Source organism: Actinoplanes sp. CA-030573 (genome assembly GCF_050951115.1).
GTDB lineage: Bacteria > Actinomycetota > Actinomycetes > Mycobacteriales > Micromonosporaceae > Actinoplanes.
The window spans coordinates 7,463,748-7,480,371 of sequence record NZ_CP192038.1 but is presented as its reverse complement, the minus strand read 5'-3'; the positions used below and the strand labels follow the sequence as shown (position 1 = coordinate 7,480,371).

The 16,624-nt window shown below is 71.1% G+C and carries 21 protein-coding genes; 14 read left to right on the top strand and 7 right to left on the bottom strand.

From position 1 onward, the window contains the following. The first annotated feature begins 24 nt into the window (after positions 1 to 24). Positions 25 to 501: a 6,7-dimethyl-8-ribityllumazine synthase gene (gene ribH / locus ACQP2F_RS34365; protein ID WP_433294911.1), complete on the top strand. Its 477-nt coding sequence runs from the start codon at positions 25 to 27 to the stop codon at positions 499 to 501. A 49-nt stretch (positions 502 to 550) separates the two neighbouring features. Here ribH and ACQP2F_RS34360 read toward each other — a convergent pair whose 3' ends face one another. The 4 genes from ACQP2F_RS34360 to ACQP2F_RS34345 form a co-directional block, all read right to left on the bottom strand. Beyond that, positions 551 to 1,129: a hypothetical protein gene (locus ACQP2F_RS34360; protein ID WP_433294909.1), complete on the bottom strand. Its 579-nt coding sequence runs from the start codon at positions 1,127 to 1,129 to the stop codon at positions 551 to 553. A 101-nt stretch (positions 1,130 to 1,230) separates the two neighbouring features. Next, complete coding sequence (locus tag ACQP2F_RS34355) at positions 1,231 to 1,971, bottom strand: amino acid ABC transporter ATP-binding protein (protein ID WP_433294907.1); 741 nt, start codon at positions 1,969 to 1,971, stop codon at positions 1,231 to 1,233. Next, the gene (locus ACQP2F_RS34350; RefSeq protein WP_433294905.1) at positions 1,971 to 2,825 is read right to left on the bottom strand and encodes an amino acid ABC transporter permease; all 855 of its coding nucleotides are present in this window, start codon (positions 2,823 to 2,825) and stop codon (positions 1,971 to 1,973) included. The genes ACQP2F_RS34355 and ACQP2F_RS34350 overlap by 1 nt, the downstream gene beginning before the upstream one ends. A gap of 32 nt (positions 2,826 to 2,857) precedes the next feature. Then, the gene (locus ACQP2F_RS34345; RefSeq protein ID WP_433294903.1) at positions 2,858 to 3,727 is read right to left on the bottom strand and encodes an ABC transporter substrate-binding protein; all 870 of its coding nucleotides are present in this window, start codon (positions 3,725 to 3,727) and stop codon (positions 2,858 to 2,860) included. Positions 3,728 to 3,804: 77 nt separating this feature from the next. On the opposite strand from ACQP2F_RS34345, the gene ACQP2F_RS34340 reads away from it, so the two are divergent. The 11 genes from ACQP2F_RS34340 to ACQP2F_RS34290 all read left to right on the top strand — a co-directional run bounded on the left by ACQP2F_RS34340 (position 3,805) and on the right by ACQP2F_RS34290 (position 12,897). Continuing rightward, a complete protein-coding gene (locus ACQP2F_RS34340; RefSeq protein WP_030440099.1) occupies positions 3,805 to 4,068 on the top strand; it encodes a phosphoribosyl-ATP diphosphatase in 264 nt (87 codons plus the stop codon). Positions 4,069 to 4,113: 45 nt separating this feature from the next. After that, positions 4,114 to 4,956, top strand: a complete 843-nt coding sequence (gene hisG, locus ACQP2F_RS34335) for an ATP phosphoribosyltransferase (protein WP_433294900.1) — start codon at positions 4,114 to 4,116, stop codon at positions 4,954 to 4,956. A gap of 9 nt (positions 4,957 to 4,965) precedes the next feature. Continuing rightward, positions 4,966 to 5,409: a PH domain-containing protein gene (locus tag ACQP2F_RS34330; RefSeq protein ID WP_433294898.1), complete on the top strand. Its 444-nt coding sequence runs from the start codon at positions 4,966 to 4,968 to the stop codon at positions 5,407 to 5,409. Between the two features lie 319 nt (positions 5,410 to 5,728). Next, on the top strand, positions 5,729 to 6,355 hold the full coding sequence (gene infC / locus ACQP2F_RS34325; RefSeq protein ID WP_433307700.1) for a translation initiation factor IF-3: 627 nt from the start codon (positions 5,729 to 5,731) through the stop codon (positions 6,353 to 6,355). A 56-nt stretch (positions 6,356 to 6,411) separates the two neighbouring features. Beyond that, positions 6,412 to 6,606, top strand: a complete 195-nt coding sequence (gene rpmI / locus ACQP2F_RS34320) for a 50S ribosomal protein L35 (RefSeq protein WP_433294896.1) — start codon at positions 6,412 to 6,414, stop codon at positions 6,604 to 6,606. Between the two features lie 39 nt (positions 6,607 to 6,645). Continuing rightward, positions 6,646 to 7,038: a 50S ribosomal protein L20 gene (gene rplT / locus ACQP2F_RS34315; RefSeq protein ID WP_433294894.1), complete on the top strand. Its 393-nt coding sequence runs from the start codon at positions 6,646 to 6,648 to the stop codon at positions 7,036 to 7,038. 67 nt (positions 7,039 to 7,105) lie between these two features. After that, the gene (locus ACQP2F_RS34310; RefSeq protein WP_433294892.1) at positions 7,106 to 7,882 is read left to right on the top strand and encodes a TrmH family RNA methyltransferase; all 777 of its coding nucleotides are present in this window, start codon (positions 7,106 to 7,108) and stop codon (positions 7,880 to 7,882) included. Beyond that, positions 7,879 to 8,895 carry an alcohol dehydrogenase catalytic domain-containing protein gene (locus ACQP2F_RS34305; RefSeq protein WP_433294890.1) on the top strand — a complete coding sequence of 339 codons (1,017 nt, stop codon included), beginning with the start codon at positions 7,879 to 7,881 and terminating at the stop codon, positions 8,893 to 8,895. The genes ACQP2F_RS34310 and ACQP2F_RS34305 overlap by 4 nt, the downstream gene beginning before the upstream one ends. A gap of 145 nt (positions 8,896 to 9,040) precedes the next feature. Next, positions 9,041 to 10,102, top strand: a complete 1,062-nt coding sequence (locus tag ACQP2F_RS34300) for a phenylalanine--tRNA ligase subunit alpha (protein ID WP_433294889.1) — start codon at positions 9,041 to 9,043, stop codon at positions 10,100 to 10,102. A 5-nt stretch (positions 10,103 to 10,107) separates the two neighbouring features. Beyond that, the gene (gene pheT / locus ACQP2F_RS34295; protein ID WP_433294887.1) at positions 10,108 to 12,585 is read left to right on the top strand and encodes a phenylalanine--tRNA ligase subunit beta; all 2,478 of its coding nucleotides are present in this window, start codon (positions 10,108 to 10,110) and stop codon (positions 12,583 to 12,585) included. Positions 12,586 to 12,687: 102 nt separating this feature from the next. Next, complete coding sequence (locus ACQP2F_RS34290; RefSeq protein WP_433294885.1) at positions 12,688 to 12,897, top strand: nuclear transport factor 2 family protein; 210 nt, start codon at positions 12,688 to 12,690, stop codon at positions 12,895 to 12,897. Here the strand turns inward: ACQP2F_RS34290 and ACQP2F_RS34285 are convergent. Together ACQP2F_RS34285 and ACQP2F_RS34280 are read right to left on the bottom strand one after the other, a co-directional pair. After that, on the bottom strand, positions 12,876 to 13,241 hold the full coding sequence (locus ACQP2F_RS34285) for a MerR family transcriptional regulator (RefSeq protein WP_433294883.1): 366 nt from the start codon (positions 13,239 to 13,241) through the stop codon (positions 12,876 to 12,878). The two genes, ACQP2F_RS34290 and ACQP2F_RS34285, sit on opposite strands and share 22 nt — an antisense overlap. A gap of 46 nt (positions 13,242 to 13,287) precedes the next feature. Next, the gene (locus ACQP2F_RS34280) at positions 13,288 to 13,749 is read right to left on the bottom strand and encodes a hypothetical protein (RefSeq protein WP_433294881.1); all 462 of its coding nucleotides are present in this window, start codon (positions 13,747 to 13,749) and stop codon (positions 13,288 to 13,290) included. 669 nt (positions 13,750 to 14,418) lie between these two features. Between ACQP2F_RS34280 and ACQP2F_RS34275 the strand changes: the two genes are divergently transcribed. After that, positions 14,419 to 15,117 carry a class I SAM-dependent methyltransferase gene (locus ACQP2F_RS34275; protein WP_433294879.1) on the top strand — a complete coding sequence of 233 codons (699 nt, stop codon included), beginning with the start codon at positions 14,419 to 14,421 and terminating at the stop codon, positions 15,115 to 15,117. Further along, positions 15,114 to 16,109, top strand: a complete 996-nt coding sequence (locus ACQP2F_RS34270; protein ID WP_433294877.1) for an LLM class flavin-dependent oxidoreductase — start codon at positions 15,114 to 15,116, stop codon at positions 16,107 to 16,109. The genes ACQP2F_RS34275 and ACQP2F_RS34270 overlap by 4 nt, the downstream gene beginning before the upstream one ends. Here the strand turns inward: ACQP2F_RS34270 and ACQP2F_RS34265 are convergent. Beyond that, positions 16,102 to 16,560 (bottom strand): hypothetical protein, encoded by a 459-nt coding sequence (locus tag ACQP2F_RS34265; RefSeq protein WP_433294875.1) that lies wholly within the window; start codon positions 16,558 to 16,560, stop codon positions 16,102 to 16,104. The genes ACQP2F_RS34270 and ACQP2F_RS34265 overlap by 8 nt on opposite strands. Between the last annotated feature and the right edge of the window lie 64 nt (positions 16,561 to 16,624).

Sequence of the window (16,624 nt, the reverse complement as noted above, 5' to 3'; positions counted from 1 at the left end):
CAATGCAAGAAAGAGGGGGCGAGGATGGCCGGCTTCGGTGACCCGCACATGGATACCGTCGACGCCGCCGGGCTGCGGCTCGGCATCGTCGGCGCGCGATGGCACTCCGACCTGATCGAGCACATGATCGAGCGGGCCCGGTCCGCGGCCGAGGCGTGCGGCGTGACCGACGTGGTCGTCCACCGCGTGGCCGGCGCGGTCGAGCTGCCGGTGGTGGCCCAGGCGCTGGCGAAGAAGTGCGACGCGGTGGTGGCGATCGGTGTGGTGATCAAGGGCGAGACCGAGCATTTCGAGTACGTCTGCGACTCCGTCACGACCGGCCTGACCCGCATCGCGCTGGACGAGCACACCCCGGTCGCGCACGGCGTGCTGACCGTGCACAGCCTCGGGCAGGCCCGCGACCGGGCCGGCCTCGAGGACTCGATCGAGGACAAGGGCTGGCAGAGCACGGTGGCCGCGCTGGACGCCGCCCTCGTGCTCCGCGAGATCTCCAAGCCGTAGTGCCTCCGCGCCCGCCGTCTCCCCACAGCGGGCGCGGGACATCACGCGGTCAGCAGACGTCGACCCGGTCGAACGTGTCGTTGTTGTAGTCGCCTACATAGGGGAAAATGATCTGGTGACCGGGGCCGAACCGGAATTGCCAGGCGCTGCCGGTCCAGTTGTAGAACGAGGCGTAATTGGCCCCGGAGGTCTGATTGTCGAAGACCGCGCTGATCCGGTCGTTCCATTTCGGGCCGGCCGCCGTTCCGACGTACCGGAAATCGGGATAGCTGTAATAGCCGAGGTTGTAGCTGGTGCAGGCGCTGAACCGGAGCGCGTAGCCCCCGTTGAGGCCAATGCCGACGGCGGCCTCGAAGACGCACAGGTACTGGTACGAGCACTGGGCATAGGTCGAGTCGGTCGCCAGGCCGGCGGCCGCCTTCGCCGGCACCACCAGGTCGACGTTGGGCGCGACGTTGACCACGTTCGGCGCGATCTGCTTCGCGTTCGGATTCATCCGCAGAATGTCGGCGACGGTGGCGGCGGACTGGCCGCCGCTCGGTGCCGCATTGGCCGCCACCGAAGGTGCGAATGGCGCGGCGAGCAGCGTGACGAGCACGGCCGTGAAGGCGATCAGCTTACGTTTCATCCCCGTTTTCCTCCCCCGTTGAGGCATTGCCGGGAACCTATCGCGCAACCATTGATCAATGTGGACCGCGATCTAGCGCCTGCAAGAAGAGGAAAACGGGGCTATAGCCGTCCGGCCTCGATAATTCGGGCCAAAAACTGCCGGGTGCGGGCCTCGACCGGGTCGCCGAGCACCTGCGCGGGCGGGCCCTGCTCGAGCACGCGGCCGCGGTCCAGGAACGCCACCCGGTCGGCGACCTGCCGGGCGAACCCCATCTCGTGGGTGGCCAGCACCATGGTCATCCCGTCCCCCTTGAGGTCCCGGATCATGGTGAGCACCTCGCCGACCAGCTCGGGGTCGAGCGCCGAGGTCACCTCGTCGAGCAGCAGCAGCCGGGGCGAGTTGACCAGCGCCCGCACGATCGCCACCCGCTGCTGCTGGCCGCCGGAGAGCCGGTCCGGGTAGCTGCCCGATTTGTCGGCCAGGCCCACCCGCGACAGCCACTCCATCGCCTGGTCGCGCGCCTCGGCGGCCGGCCGCCCGTACACCCGGGTCGGGGCCAGGGTGATGTTGTCGAGCACCGTCATGTGCGGGAAGAGGTTGTAGGACTGGAAGACCAGGCCGATCTTCCGGCGTACGAGATCGGGATCGACCTTGGGGTTGGTGATGTCCTCGCCGTCCAGTTCGATCGTGCCGTCGTCGACCTCGGCCAGCAGGTTCACGCACCGCAGCAGGGTCGACTTGCCGGAGCCGGACGCGCCGATCAGCGCCACCACCTCGTGCTCGTCGACGCGTAGATCGAGCCCGTCGAGCACCACCGTCTCGCCGAACGTCTTCCGCACGTCCGTGCAGGTCAGCACCATCAGGTCCCCGCGTTCTGGCGTCGGGCCGCGCGCAGCGTCACCCAGTCGGTGATCCCGATGAGCGGCAGGGCCAAAAGGACGAAGAGCACACCCGCGACCACGTACGGGGTGAAGTTCGCCGTCTGCGCCACCCCGATCTGAGCGGCGCGGATCGCGTCGATCGGGCCGGCCAGCGAGATCAGGCCCACGTCCTTCTGCAGCGCCACGGTGTCGTTGAGCAGCGGCGGCGCCACCCGGCGGACCGCCTGCGGCAGCACCACGTGCCGCATCGCCTGCCGATAGGTGAGCCCGAGCGAGCGGGCCGCCGCGACCTGGCTCGGGTGCACCGATTCGATGCCGGCCCGGAACACCTCGGCCAGGTAGGCGCCATAGGTGATCACGATGGCCGCGCCGCCGAGCACGGTCACGTTGGGCGTGCCCTGCAGCCGCAGACCCGGGATGCCGAACGCGCACAGGTAGATCACGATGATCAGCGGCAGGCCCCGGAACGAGTACGTGTAGACGGTGGCCAGCGCCCGTACCGGGAAGAACACCGGACCGCGCAGCGTCCGCAGCACCGCCACCAGCAGGCCCAGCGCGAGCGCGCAGACGGCGCAGACGACCAGCATGCGGATGTTGAGCCAGAGGCCCTCGAGGATGTCGGGCAGGAACTCGCGGGCGATCTGCGGGTCGAAGAACGACTGCTTGACCCGCTCCCAGCCGGGCGCGCCGGTGATCAGCAGGCCCAGCAGCGTCCCGAGGACGGCGGTGGAGAGCGCCGCGAGCAGCACCGACCGGATCGCCCGCCGTCTCCGGTAGGCGATCCGCCCCAGCTGAATGTCACTCGGTCGGTGTCCGGCTCTGTCTTCAGTCATGTTCTGGGTGGTGGGCGGGGCGGTTGGATGGGTCACTGCAGTTCGGGAGCTCCGCCCGCGGCGAGCCAGGTCTTCTCCAGCACCGCGAGGGTGCCGTCCTGCCGCAGCTGGTCGACCGCGGAGCTCACGCAGCCGGTCAGCGCCGAGTCCTTGTCGAGCACCAGGCCGAACTGCTCGGGCACGCCGACCTGCGGCAGCTGCCCGACGATCACGCCGTCGTCGAGCTCGGCGCCGGTCATGTAGAACGCGGTCGGCAGGTCGACCACGATGCCGTCGACCGTGCCGTTGACCAGGGCGGCCTTGGCGTCGTCGTTGGTGTTGAAGACGGATGGCTTGGTGGTCGGCTTGATCACGTCGGTGATGGCCTGGTAGCTCGTCGTGCCGACCTGCGCGCCGAGCTTGGCCGACTGGAGGTCGGCGATCGACTTGGCGTTCGCGATCTTCGACTTCTTGGTCGTGATCACGGTCTGCCGGACCAGGTAGTACGGCGACGAGAAATCGACGGCCTTCTTGCGCTCGTCGGTGATCGAGAACTCGTTGATGTCGAAGTCGAACGTCTTCGGCCCGGGCGCGATCGCGTTGTTGAACGTCACAGAGACCCACGTCACGTTCTCGGCCGAGTAGCCCAGACGCTGGGCGACCTGGTACGCGACGGCCGATTCGAACCCTTTGCCGTTGCTCGGCTTGTTGTCGCTGAACCAGGGCTCGTAGGCGGGGTTGTCGGTGCCGATCGTGAGCTTGCCCGCGGTCTTGGTCGACAGGGCTCCCGGCGCGCACGTGCTCGCGGAGACCGAGGCCGAGGCGCTGGGCGAGGTGCTCTCGTCGGCGGGCGCGCAGGCCGCGAGGGCGGCCAGGGCGAGCGCGGCGCCACCGGCGTAGGTGAGGGTGTTTCGGCTGACCATGACGGGGAGCCTAGGGCACGTCTCACCTGCGGGGGCCGTTCGTATCGATCCCGTGATGAGTTGTCACAATGGCGGCCGTGAAGACGTTCGAAGAGCTGTTCGCCGAGCTTCGGGAGAAGGCGGAGACGCGCCCCGAGGGGTCGTCCACCGTCGTGGCCCTGGAGCGCGGGGTCCACTTCATCGGGAAGAAGGTCGTCGAGGAGGCGGCCGAGTCCTGGATGGCCGCCGAGCACGAGGGCCCGGAGCGGGCCGCCGAGGAGATCTCCCAGCTGCTCTACCAGGCCCAGGTTCTGATGATCGCGACCGGTCTCGACCTCGAGGACGTGTATCGACATCTCTGACGTGCCACCTCCCTGTCGATCCTCTTCAGACCAAGGAGCACGTCCATGCTGCGCATCGCCGTTCCGAACAAGGGCACCCTCTCCCAGCCGGCCTCGCAGATGCTGCGCGATGCCGGGTACCGCCAGCGCACCGACCCGAAGGACCTGGTCTGCCGGGACGAGCCCAACAACGTCGAGTTCTTCTACCTGCGACCGCGTGACATCGCCACCTACGTCGCCTCCGGCGATCTCGACCTCGGCATCACCGGCCGGGACCTGCTGGTCGACTCCGGGGTGGCCGCCGAGGAGCTGGTCGACCTGGCGTTCGGCGGGGCCACGTTCCGGTGGGCGGCGCCGGCCGGCACGATCGAGTCGACCGACCAGATCGGCGGCCGGCGCATCGCGACCGCCTACCCGGGTGTGGTCGCGCGCTATCTCGCCGACAACGATCTCAAAGCCGATGTCGTACGCCTCGACGGCGCCGTGGAGAACGCGGTGCGGCTCGGCGTGGCCGACCTGATCGCCGACGTGGTCGAGACCGGCGCGACGCTGCGCCAGGCCGGCCTGGTCACGCTGGGCGAGCCGCTGCTGCGGTCGTCGGCGATCCTGATCGGGCGGGCGGGCGAGTCGCCGGCCGGGATGGCCCAGCTGATCCGCCGGCTGCAGGGCGTGCTGGTCGCCCGCAGCTACGTGATGCTGGCCTACGACGTCCGCGCCGACCTGCTGGAGAACGCGACCGCGGTGACGCCCGGCATCGAGTCGCCGACCGTCTCGCCGCTGCACCGGGAGGGGTGGGTCGCCGTGCAGGCCATGGTCCAGCGGGCCGACGCCCACAAGATCATGGACGAGCTGTACGAGATCGGCGCCCGGGCCATCCTGGTCACCGACATCGCCAACTGCAGACTGTAGGTTGGAGGGGTGGCGACGGTGACGTACCGACCCAAGAAGATCCGGCTGGTCGCGGGCCTCGCGGCGGCGGGTGTCCTGGTGCTCTTCACCGCGATCAGCTTCGGGCTGCACGGCTCGAAGGGCTTCGACAACTCGGGCCAGTTCGAGCGGGGCGACCAGACCGCGATGATCGGGCTCGGTGTGCTGATCGCGCTCGGCATCCTGGCGTTCTGCCGGCCCCGGGTGGTGGCCGACGCCGAGCACATCAAGATCCGTAACGTCGTCGGCGGCTACGACCTGCCGTGGTCCGTGGTGCGGGCGGTGCGCTTCGACCGCAACTCGCCGTGGGCGCAGCTCGAGCTGCACGACGACGAGCAGGTGTCGATCCACGCACTGCAGGCGGCCGACAAGGACTACGCGGTCGAGGGCGTACGTGCTCTGCGGGCCCTGCATTCGGCGTCCGTCGACGCCTGATAGACTGCACGGGAGTCGACCACGCCCGCACTCGTGTGCGGGCGCGAAAGAGGAGCCCGCTGGTTCCCACCCGCCCATCCCTGAGGTGATCGGGTCCGGTCACCCGGTTCGGGAATATCCCGAGCCCGGGGAGCGTCCTCATGGACGCCGATGACCGGTCGAGCGGGCCCTGGCATGCGTGCAGTTCGGCGCAGACCGGGGCCTTCTGCTTTCTCGGTGTCCCGCGACCAAAGGGATGCTCGGGGCCGACCGACATTGGCAGCGCCGCACGGTTGGGGAACCGTGGGGCGTGAGACAGAAACCGTTCTGAGGAGGCCCCATCAGCGTCGAACCACGCGTTAACGAACAGATCCGGGCTCGTGAGGTCCGTCTGGTCGGTCCCGAGGGTGAGCAGGTCGGCATCGTGCCGCTCGAGCGCGCCCTGCAGCTGGCCGCGGACGTCGACCTGGACCTGGTCGAGGTTGCTCCGATGGCGCGGCCGCCGGTGTGCAAGCTCATGGACTTCGGCAAGTTCAAGTACGAGAGCGCACTCAAGGCCCGCGAAGCGCGGCGCAACCAGCAGCAGACCGTCATCAAGGAGATGAAGCTCCGTCCGAAGATCGACCCGCACGACTACGAGACCAAGAAGGGTCACGTGGTGCGGTTCCTCAAGGCGGGCGACAAGGTCAAGGTGACGATCATGTTCCGCGGTCGTGAGCAGAGCCGCCCCGAGCTGGGCTTCCGGCTCCTGCGCCGGCTCAGCGAGGAGATCTCGGAGCTCGGCTTCGTCGAGGCCAGCCCGAAGCAGGACGGCCGGAACATGATCATGGTGTTGGCCCCCCACCGGGCCACGAAGGCAGCTGCTGCTGCGACGGTCGCGGCCAACGCCCGTCCGCCGCGGGAGCCGCGCGAGGGCGATGGTGCCGCGACGCCCGCGGCCGAAGCCACGGACACCACCGCAGAGTAGTTCAAGCTTTTCCGGGCGGCCCCGCGCCGTACGGAAAGATCAGAAAGAGGCTTTAAGTGCCGAAGTTCAAGCCCCACACCGGTACGGGCAAGCGGGTGAAGGTCACCGGTAAGGGCAAGCTCGTCACCGAGCAGGCCGGCAAGCGCCACCTGCTCGAGAGCAAGTCCTCGAAGGTCACCCGCCGGATGACCGGTACGGTCACCGTGGCCAAGGCCGACACCAAGCGAGTCAAGAAGCTGCTGGGCCGCTGACGCGCGCGCCACACAAGTTCCCCTGTTAGGAGTACCGAAATGGCACGCGTCAAGCGTTCTGTCAACGCCCAGAAGAAGCGCCGCACCCTGCTCGAGACCGCGAGCGGCTACCGCGGGCAGCGCTCGCGGCTGTACCGCAAGGCCAAGGAGCAGGTGCTGCACTCGATGCAGTACTCGTACCGCGACCGCCGTGACCGCAAGGGCGACTTCCGCCAGCTGTGGATCACGCGCATCAACGCGGGGGCCCGGGCCAACGGCCTGACCTACAACCGCCTCATCCAGGGCCTCAAGCTGGCCGAGGTCGAGGTGGACCGCAAGATCCTGGCCGACCTGGCCGTCAACGACCCCGCCGCGTTCGCGGCGATCGTCGAGGTCGCGCGGGCTGCCGTCGCGGCCGAGGGCACCGGCGGCGCGGCCGCTCAGGCCGCCTGATCTCGCGTCACCATCGAGGCGCCTCCCGGATCCCGGGGGGCGCTTCGCTCGTTCTGAGGGGCCGGCCTTGACCTTTACGACCCGCACCCCCCGCGTGGTCGCCGCCCGACGCCTTCAGCGGCGCCGGGACCGCGACCAGAGCGGCCGTTTCCTCGCCGAGGGCCCGCAGGCCGTGCGGGAGGCTCTCGGCGCCGGGGTGGTCCTGGAACTGTTCGGCACCGAGGAGGCGCTGACCCGGAACGGCGACCTCGCGCTGCTCGCGCCGCAGGTGTCGGCGGTCGACGAGGCCGCGCTGGCCGCGCTGGCCGAGACCGTGCAGCCGCAGGGCCTGGTGGCGGTCTGCGAGCAGGCGGACGTCTCGCTCGGCGACGCGCTGGCCAAGCGGCCGCGGCTGGTGGCGGTGGCGGCCGAGATCCGGGACCCGGGCAATGCGGGGACGGTGCTGCGGACCGCCGACGCGGCCGGCGCCGGCGCGGTGATCTTCGCCGGTGACGCCGTCGATCCCTACAACGGGAAGTGCGTGCGGGCGTCGGCGGGATCGCTCTTTCACGTCGACATCGTGCGGACCGGGCTCTCGATCGTGTCCGCCCTCCGTGAGGCCGGCCTGCAGGTGCTGGCGACCAGCGGGTACGGCGCGGACAACCTGGACTCGCTGCTGGACGAGGGCGCGCTCGACGGGCCGACCGCCTGGATCTTCGGGTCGGAGGCGCACGGGCTGCCCCGGGACCTGCTCGATGCCGCCGACCGCCGGGTGCGGGTGCCGATCTACGGGGGCGCGGAGAGCCTGAACCTGGCCGCCGCGGCCGCGGTCTGCCTCTACGCCTCGGCCCGGGCGCACCGATGAAGGCGCTGGTGTACCGGGAGGTCGGCGGCCCCATCTCCCTCGAAGATCTGATGAATCCGGCGTGTCCGGCGGAAGGCGCGGTCATCGAGGTGCGGGCGACGGGCGTGTGCCGCTCGGACTGGCACGCCTGGCGCGGGCACGATCCGGTGACCCTGCCGCACGTGCCGGGGCACGAGTTCGCCGGCGTGGTGGTGGAGTCCGGCGTTCCCGGGTTCGCGGCCGGCGACCGGGTCACCGCGCCGTTCGTCAACGGGTGCGGGCGTTGCGCCTACTGCCGGTCGGGCAACGCGCAGATCTGCCCCGACCAGACGCAGCCGGGCTTCACCCACCACGGTTCCTTCGCCGAGCGGGTCGTGGTGCGCGCGGCCGCCACCAACCTGGTCAAGGTGCCGGACGAGATCGGGTTCGTGGAGGCGGCGGCCCTGGGGTGCCGGTTCGCCACCGCCTTCCGGGCCCTGCGCGGCGTGCGGCCGGACGATACGGTCGCGGTCTTCGGCTGCGGCGGCGTCGGGCTCTCGGTGGTCATGATCGCCGTGGCGCTGGGCGCTCGTGTGGTCGCGGTGGACCCGTCGCCCGTTGCGCTGGCGGCGGCGGTCGATCTTGGAGCGGTGGCGGATACGCCCGGGGACGTGGACGTCACGGTCGACGCCTACGGCTCGGCGGCCACGGCCATGGCCGCGGTGCGCAGCCTGCGGCGGGGCGGCCGCCACGTGCAGGTCGGCCTGATGCTGGGCGCCGACGCCGCCGCACCGCTGCCCTGGGATCTGGTCGTGGCGCGGGAACTGGAGATCGTCGGCTCGCACGGGATGGCGGCCGTCGACTACCCGCCGATGCTCGATCTCGTGGCGAGCGGGCGGCTCGACCTCCGCCGGCTCATCCACGCGGTGATCCCGCTGGACGAGGCCGGGGCCGCGCTGATGGCGATGGACGACCCGATCGCGCGAGCCGGGGGCATCGTCGTCGCGGCGAACGAGTATGCTGGCGAGCGTGTCGGACCCGATGACGCTGTTTAGCCGGCCCGCTGGTCGCGGGCGCCGGATCTGACTTCTGCGCGGATCTGAATTCTGGGCGTTGACTCCCTGACCGGCGGGCTGCGGCTCAGCCGCTTCTCCGTACACTGCCCGATGGCTCAAACGGTGTGAGGGAGTTCGCCCGACCATGTCCTACCGCAACGATCCGTACGATCCGAAGCAGGCCGCCCTGCTCTCGGAGGAATCCCTCGACGCGGCCGCGGCCGAGGCCCGCCGGGCCTTCGCCGCCGCGTCCGACCTGGACGCGCTGGGCGCGCTGAAGCCGGCCCACCTCGGCGACCGGTCCCCGATCTCGCTGGCCCGCCGCGAGATCGGCTCGCTGCCGCCGGCCGCCAAGTCGGACGCCGGCAAGCGGGTCAACATCGCCCGCCAGGCCGTCCAGGCCGCGTTCGACGAGCGCCACGCCGAGCTCGAGGTCGAGCGGGCGGCGCGGGTGCTGGTCGAGGAGCGCGTCGACGTCACCCTCCCGTGGGACCGCCGCCCGCGCGGCGCCCGGCACCCGATCACCACGCTGATGGAGCACATGGCCGACCTGTTCGCGGGCATGGGCTACGACGTGGTCGAGGGCCCCGAGCTCGAGCTCGAGTGGGCGAACTTCGACGCGCTGAACATCGGGCCCGACAACCCGGTCCGCGGCTCGATGGACACCTTCTACGTCGACCTGCCCGGCCTGGTCATGCGCACGCACACCTCGCCCGGCCAGGTGCGGTCGATGCTGACCAAGCAGCCGCCGATCTACGTGGTCTGCCCGGGCCGGGTCTACCGCTCGGACGAACTGGACGCCACGCACAGCCCGGTCTTCCACCAGATCGAGGGGCTGGTCGTCGACGAGGGCATCACGATGGCCCACCTGCGCGGCACGCTCGACCACTTCGCCAAGGCCATGTTCGGCCCCGACGCGCGCACCCGCTGGCGGCCGCACTACTTCCCGTTCACCGAGCCCTCGGCCGAGTTCGACGTCTGGTTCGCCCAGCACCGCGACGGGCCGCGCTGGGTCGAGTGGGGCGGCTGCGGCATGGTCAACCCGCGCGTGCTGGTCGCCTGCGGCATCGACCCCGACCGGTACTCGGGCTTCGCGTTCGGCATGGGCGTCGACCGCACGCTGATGTTCCGCAACGGCGTGGGCGACATGCGCGACCTCGTCGAGGGCGACGTGCGGTTCACCGCGAACTTCGGCATGGAGGTCTGAGCGCGATGAAGACGTCACTCTCGTGGCTGCGCGACTATGTGGAGCTGCCGGCCGGCCTCACCGCCGAGGAGCTGGACAGCGCGCTCACCAACCTCGGCATGGAGGTCGAGTCGATCGTCGACCAGGCCGCCACGGTCAAGGGCGACCTGGTGATCGGCCGGGTGCTGACCATCGAGGAGCTGACCGGCTTCAAGAAGCCGATCCGCTTCTGCACCGTGGACGTGGGCAGGGACGTGCCGCAGGAGATCGTCTGCGGCGCCCGCAACTTCGCCGAGGGCGACCTGGTCGTCGTCATCCTGCCCGGCGGCGAGCTGCCCGGCGGGTTCAAGATCGGCGCGCGGAAGACCTACGGCCGCAACTCGAACGGCATGATCTGTTCCGCCGCCGAGCTGGGGCTCTCCGGCGACCACGCGGGGATCATCGTGCTACCCGCGGGCGCCGGCGCTCCGGGCGCGGACGCCCGGCCGGTCATCGGGCTCGACGACGTCCTGGTCGAGATCGAGATCACCCCGGACCGCGGCTACCAGATGAGCCTGCGGGGGCTGGCCCGCGAGCTGTCGTACGCGTTCGAGGCCGCCTTCACCGACCCGGCCCGGATCGAGGCGCCCGGCGGCACCGCCGACGTGCCGCACCCGGTGATCGTCGAGGACACCGTGGGCTGCGACCGGTTCTCGGCCCGGGTGGTGCGCGGCATCGACCCGCACGCCCCCTCGCCCGCCTGGATGCAGCGCCGCCTGGTCGCGGCCGGCATCCGCACCATCTCGCTGCCGGTCGACATCACCAACTACCTGATGCTCGAGCTGGGCCAGCCGATGCACGTCTTCGATCTCAACCGGATCAACGGCCCGCTGGTCGTACGCCGTGCGCGTCCCGGCGAGAAGCTGACCACCCTGGACGGCGTGGCCCGGGTGCTCGACGCCGAGGACATGGTGATCTGCGACGACACCGGCCCGATCTCGCTGGCCGCGGTGATGGGCGGCGAGACCAGCGAGTGGCAGCCGGAGACGGTCGACGTGCTGCTCGAGGCCGCGCACTGGGACCCGGTCATGGTCGGGCGCACGGCCCGCCGGCACAAGCTGTTCAGCGAGGCGGCCAAGCGGTGGGAGCGCGGGGTCGACCCGGCGCTGACGCTGGCCGCGCTCGAGCGGGCGGTCCAGATCCTGACGGCGCACGCCGGGGGCACCGTCGACGAGCGGGTTCTGGACCTGGATCACGTACGCAAGCCGGGTTTGATCCTGCTTGATCCCGCCCTGCCGGCCCAGCGGATCGGCGTGTCCTATCCGGCCGATCGCGTCGTCGACCTGCTCACCCGGGTCGGCTGCACGGTCACCGGCGTGAGCCCGCTGGAGGTCGTCCCGCCGACCTGGCGTCCCGACCTGCTGGCCCCGATCGACCTGGTCGAGGAGGTCGCGCGGCTCGGCGGCTACAACGACATCCCGAGCCTGCTGCCCCCGGCCCGCGGCGGCAGCGGCATCACCCCGGCCCAGCGCCGCCGGCGTTCGGTCGGGCGGGCGATGGCCGAGAACGGGTACGTCGAGGTGCTGTCCTACCCGTTCGTGGCGCCCGGCCTCGCCGACGCGCTCGGCTACCCGGCCGACGACCCGCGGCGCAGCGCGGTGCGGCTGACCAACCCGCTGTCCGAGGAGGAGCCGCTGCTGCGCACGTCGCTGCTGCCGCCGCTGCTCGGCACGCTCAAGCGCAACCTCGGCCGCGGCCTGCGTGACCTGGCGCTCTACGAGATCGGCACGGTGTTCCGGCCCGGCGCCTCGTCGACGCCGCCGCCGGCCATGGGTGTCGACCGGCGACCGAGCGACGAGGACTGGGCGGCCGCCAACGCCTTCCTGCCGAAGCAGCCGTGGCACCTGGCCGCGGTGCTGACCGGTGCGGTCGAGCCCGCCGGCTGGTGGGGCCCGGGCCGGCCGGCGACCTGGGCCGACGCGATCGAGGGGGCGCGGATCGCGCTGTCCGCCGCGGGCATGGACGCGTCGCGGGTGACCGTCGAGGCGGCCGAGTCGGCGCCGTGGCACCCGGGCCGGTGCGCGGCGATCGCGGTCGACGGGGTGGTGATCGGGCACGCCGGCGAGCTGCACCCGGCCGTCGTGTCCGCGCTGGAGCTGCCGAAGCGCACGGCGGCCATGGAGATCGACCTGAGCGCGATCCCGGCCGCGCCGGTCGTGCAGGGCGTGAAGATCTCGTCGTTCCCGCCGGCCCTGATCGACGTGGCGCTGGTGCTCGACCGCACGGTCCCGGCCGCGCGGGTCGAGGCGGCGCTGACCGAGGGCGCGGGCGAGCTGCTCGAGTCGGTCGCGCTGTTCGACGTGTACGAGTCGGACCAGCTCGGTTCCGGTAAGCGGTCGCTTGCGTACAAGCTGACGTTCCGCGCGCCCGACCGCACGCTGACCTCGGAGGAGGCACTCGCGGCCCGGGACGCCGCGGTGGCCGCCGTAGCCGACCGCTTCGGCGCCACCCTGCGCGGCGCGTAGCCGTAATGCCGGGCTCGTGGCTTCGGCCGCGGGTCCGGCCGCGGCTGACACACGCCGGGCTCGTGGCTTCCGCCGCGGGTCCGGCTGCTCTACCGTCGCCGCGTGGATGACATCGTCGCGGCCGTTCTGGACGCCGCTGCCCGGCAGGACCGGGCGGCGCTCGTCCCGCTTCTCCACCCCTACCTGCACTGGACGTCGGGCGGCCGCACCATCCGCGGCCGCACCAACGTCTTCGCCCATCTGGCCGAGCTGCGCGCGCCCGACTCCTACGAGCTGCGCGACGGGCAGATCTACCGCTGGACCGAGCGGTAGTAGGCGATCTTGCCCCGGATGTGCTCGCGCTGACGCAGAAGCGTCTCGATGCGCTCCTCGATGTCGCGGTCGTGCTCCTCGAGAAGCGTGATGCGGTCGGCGATCGTGCCCTCGTCGCGGGTCAGCTCGGCAAACTCCAGCATCCGAGCGATCGGCATGCCGGTGTCGCGCAGGCAGCGCAGCATCTCCAGCCAGCCCACGTCGTCGTCGCGGTACTGCCGGCGGCCACCGGCGGTGCGGCCGACGCCGTCGAGCAGGCCGATCTTCTCGTAGTAGCGCAGCGTGTCGAGGCTGAAGCCGGTCTTCTCGACGACCTGTCCGGGCGTGTAGGTGGTGGTGGACATGCCCGTCAGGTTACGTCGAGCGGGGTGCCGCCCGGGGTCCCGTAGTTCAGCGGGACTTGAGCAGGCGGCGGGCGTGGTCGCGTTCCGCCGGGCGCACGGGGGAGCAGGCCGACTCGATCAGGCTCCAGTCGCCGTGCGCTCCGTCGTGCGCCGCGCCGAGCGCCTCGTCGAGCGCCTCGCCAGGTGCCTCGCCAGGTGCCTCGCCGGGTGCGTCGTCGAGCGCCCCGCCGTGCGCTCCGCGGTGCGCTCCGTCGTGTGCCCCGCCGCTGAGCGCGTTGTCGATGCGGCGGCGGACCTCGGCGGCCCGGTGCGGCTCGGTGGCGTAGAGGATCCGCAGCCGCAGGGTGTCGCCGTCGCGGGTGACGGCGGTGTGGTGCGGGGCGAGCGGGCAGGGCGGCTCGTGCTCCCAGTGCCCGCACAGCGCGACGGTGACGGCCGCGCCCGGGGCCCGATCGTCGGCGCCGGCGGGGAACGCGAGGACCGCGTCGTGCGCGTACGCCTGCCGCATGCCGATCCGCCCTTCGCCGGTGGTGCCCGCTCGCCGTCCACCGTATCTGCCGGCCCGTTACTCAAACCCCACCCGGTCACTGGGTGGGGTGAGATTACGGCCCGGGTATGACGCTTCTGGTGCTTCGTCCACAGGGCAGTGTTCTGCGGGGTTCGGTGTTCTCGTGGGTCGGCGAGCGGCGCAGCTGCCCGGGGAGCCGGCCGACCGGGTCGCTGACCGATGCTTCTACCGATGATCAGAGCACCTTCCCCGTCTCCCGGGACGGCCCGGCCGGCGATATCGGCCGGCCGCCCGCTGATCGTCGCCATGGTGGCGGCCATCCGCGGCCGGCGTTGTGCGGCCGGTCGGCGTGGGCGGGGTACCGCCCGACCGGTGCGCAGCGCACGTGCATCTGCGGCCGCTGGGCACGGAGCCGGGCAGCAGGGCGAGCTGGCGATCGCTGCCGAACCGCTCGGGCGCGGCGATCTGCCGGACCGGCACGTGTTCCCCGCGATGGGAGCGGGCGGCCTAAGGCGCGGTCGTCGGTGATTTCGGATGGCACGGCCGCGGCATGGCGCGTACGTCTGCTTCGGAGAAATCGCACCGGGAAGCCGCAGCTTTCGCGCCCGCCGGTGAGATCGTCGCCGGCCGCGGCTTCCGGGCGGGCGATTCCGTGACAGGGTAGATCTTGTGCAGCAACGACATCGGCCCGGTTATGCGGGCAGCGGGCCCGGCGAATTCACCCCCGACGGATGCGCGGTCGATCTCTATCGGCGGCTGCCGGTGCGCGACGAGCCGCAGATCATCGCCTCGGTCGTGCCGCCGCCGGCCACCCTCCTCGAGCTCGGCTGCGGCGCGGGACGAGTGACCGGTCCGCTGGTGCGCGCCGGTTATCAAGTCACCGCCGTCGATGAAAGCGCGGAGATGCTGGCCGCCGTGTCCGGCGCCGAGACGGTGCGGAGCGCGATCGAGGATCTCGCGCTGGACCGGACCTTCGACGTCGTGTGGCTCAGCTCGTTCCTCGTGCATGCGCCGGACGTCTCGGTCCGGGAGCGGATGCTGCGGGTCTGCCGCCGGCACGTCGGGCCGGGCGGCGCGGTGATCATTCAGCGGGAGGGCGCGGGCTGGCACACGCAGATTCCGCGCCAGGGGCCGGCCGGCGACGGGATCAGCCGGGTGGTCGCCTCGAACGACGTCGGCGACGGGGTGCGCGAGGTGCACGTCGAATACGAGTTCCCGGACGCGCGATGGACGCAGACCTTCCGTTCCCGGCCGCTCACCGCCGAGCAGTTCGAAGACGCCTTGCGGTCGGCGGGGCTTGTCGTTTCCCGCTATCTCGACTCATCGGGGACGTGGGTGGCCGCGTCCGTTTCCGGAGGTGCACGGTGAACCTGCGCAAGCTTGGCTTTCTCACGATCGGGCTGTTCGATCCGGCCGACCCGCGGGCCGGGCACGAATCGACGCTGGACATCATCAAGCTCGGCGAGGACCTCGGTTTCGACAGCGCGTGGGTGCGGCATCGGCATCTGCAGTACGGGATATCGTCGCCGGTCGCGGTGCTGGCGGCCGCCTCGCAGCGTACGTCCCGGATCGACCTTGGCACGGCCGTGATCCCGCTCGGCTGGGAGAACCCGTTGCGGCTGGCCGAGGATCTGGCGACGGTCGATCTGTTGTCGGGCGGGCGGCTCAATCCGGGCGTGTCGGTAGGTCCGCCGATGAACTTCGACACGGTCAAGGGCGCGCTCTATCCGGACACCGCGGCGGCCGAGGACTTCTCCTATGCGCGGGTCTCCCGATTGCTGTCCTTCGTGCGTGGTGAGCCCGCCTCCGATTTCTCGGGGACCGAGGGATTCGAGGTGTTCTCCTCCCGGGTCGAGCCGCATTCGCCGGGGCTGGGCGCGCGCATGTGGTACGGCGGTGCCAGTCTCCGGTCGGCGCAATGGGCCGGTGAGAATGGCATGAACTTCCTCACCAGCAGCGTGGTCAAGGCCGAGTCGCCGTCCTCGTTCGCCGACATTCAGCTGTCCCACATCCGGGCATTCCGCGCGCACAATCCGGCCGGGCGGGTCAGTCAGGGGCTCGTCGTCATCCCCACCGACAGCGCTTCTTCCGAACAGAAGGCGAAATACCGGGCGTACGTCGAGAAGCGCACCCCCCGTACCGCGGCGCCCCAGGGACCCGCGCGGATGCTCTTCTCGATCGACTACGTCGGGTCGGCCGAGGAGATCGCCGCTCAGCTGCTCGCGCACGCCGCCTATCAGGAGATCGACGAGGTCGCGTTCGCGTTGCCGTTCAGCTTCGAGCACGCCGACTACGTGCAGATCCTTTCCGACATCGCCGGCCGCCTCGGCCCGGCGCTCGGGTGGAAGCCGGCTAGCTGAGCGCGGTCGTCTCGATCGGTTGCCCCTCGGTGAGACTTCGCACCGGGATCAGGGCGGCGGGACCCCCGGCCATCAGCACGAGGGTGGTGGTCGACCGGTCCTGGGCGGCCATGCCCTTCAACTTGGGCACCTCGCCGGCGGCCACGGTGACCTTGCCGTCGCCGCGGCTCGCCCGGACCGTGCCGAGCGGGCCGCTGAGGACCAGGCAGAGCTTCCGGTCGCCGTCGCGCGCGTAGTAGGTGTCGGCGTCGCACATGCCGAGGGCACGGCCGACCACGCCGGGCGGCTCGTCGACCACGGTCGAGATGGCGTCGTCGACGGCGTAGACCTCGAGCTCGCGGTCGCCGGGGAGCAGGTGCGGATCCCGTACCAGCCGGATGATCCCGGCGACGGCCACCACCAGAACCACAAGTCCACCGAGGACGTACGGCCATCTTCGTCTCGTTGCCATGCGGTGAACCTATGCGCCGGCCGCCCCGCCGGCATGAGTAGCAGTGCCTAGGTATGGCTGGCCC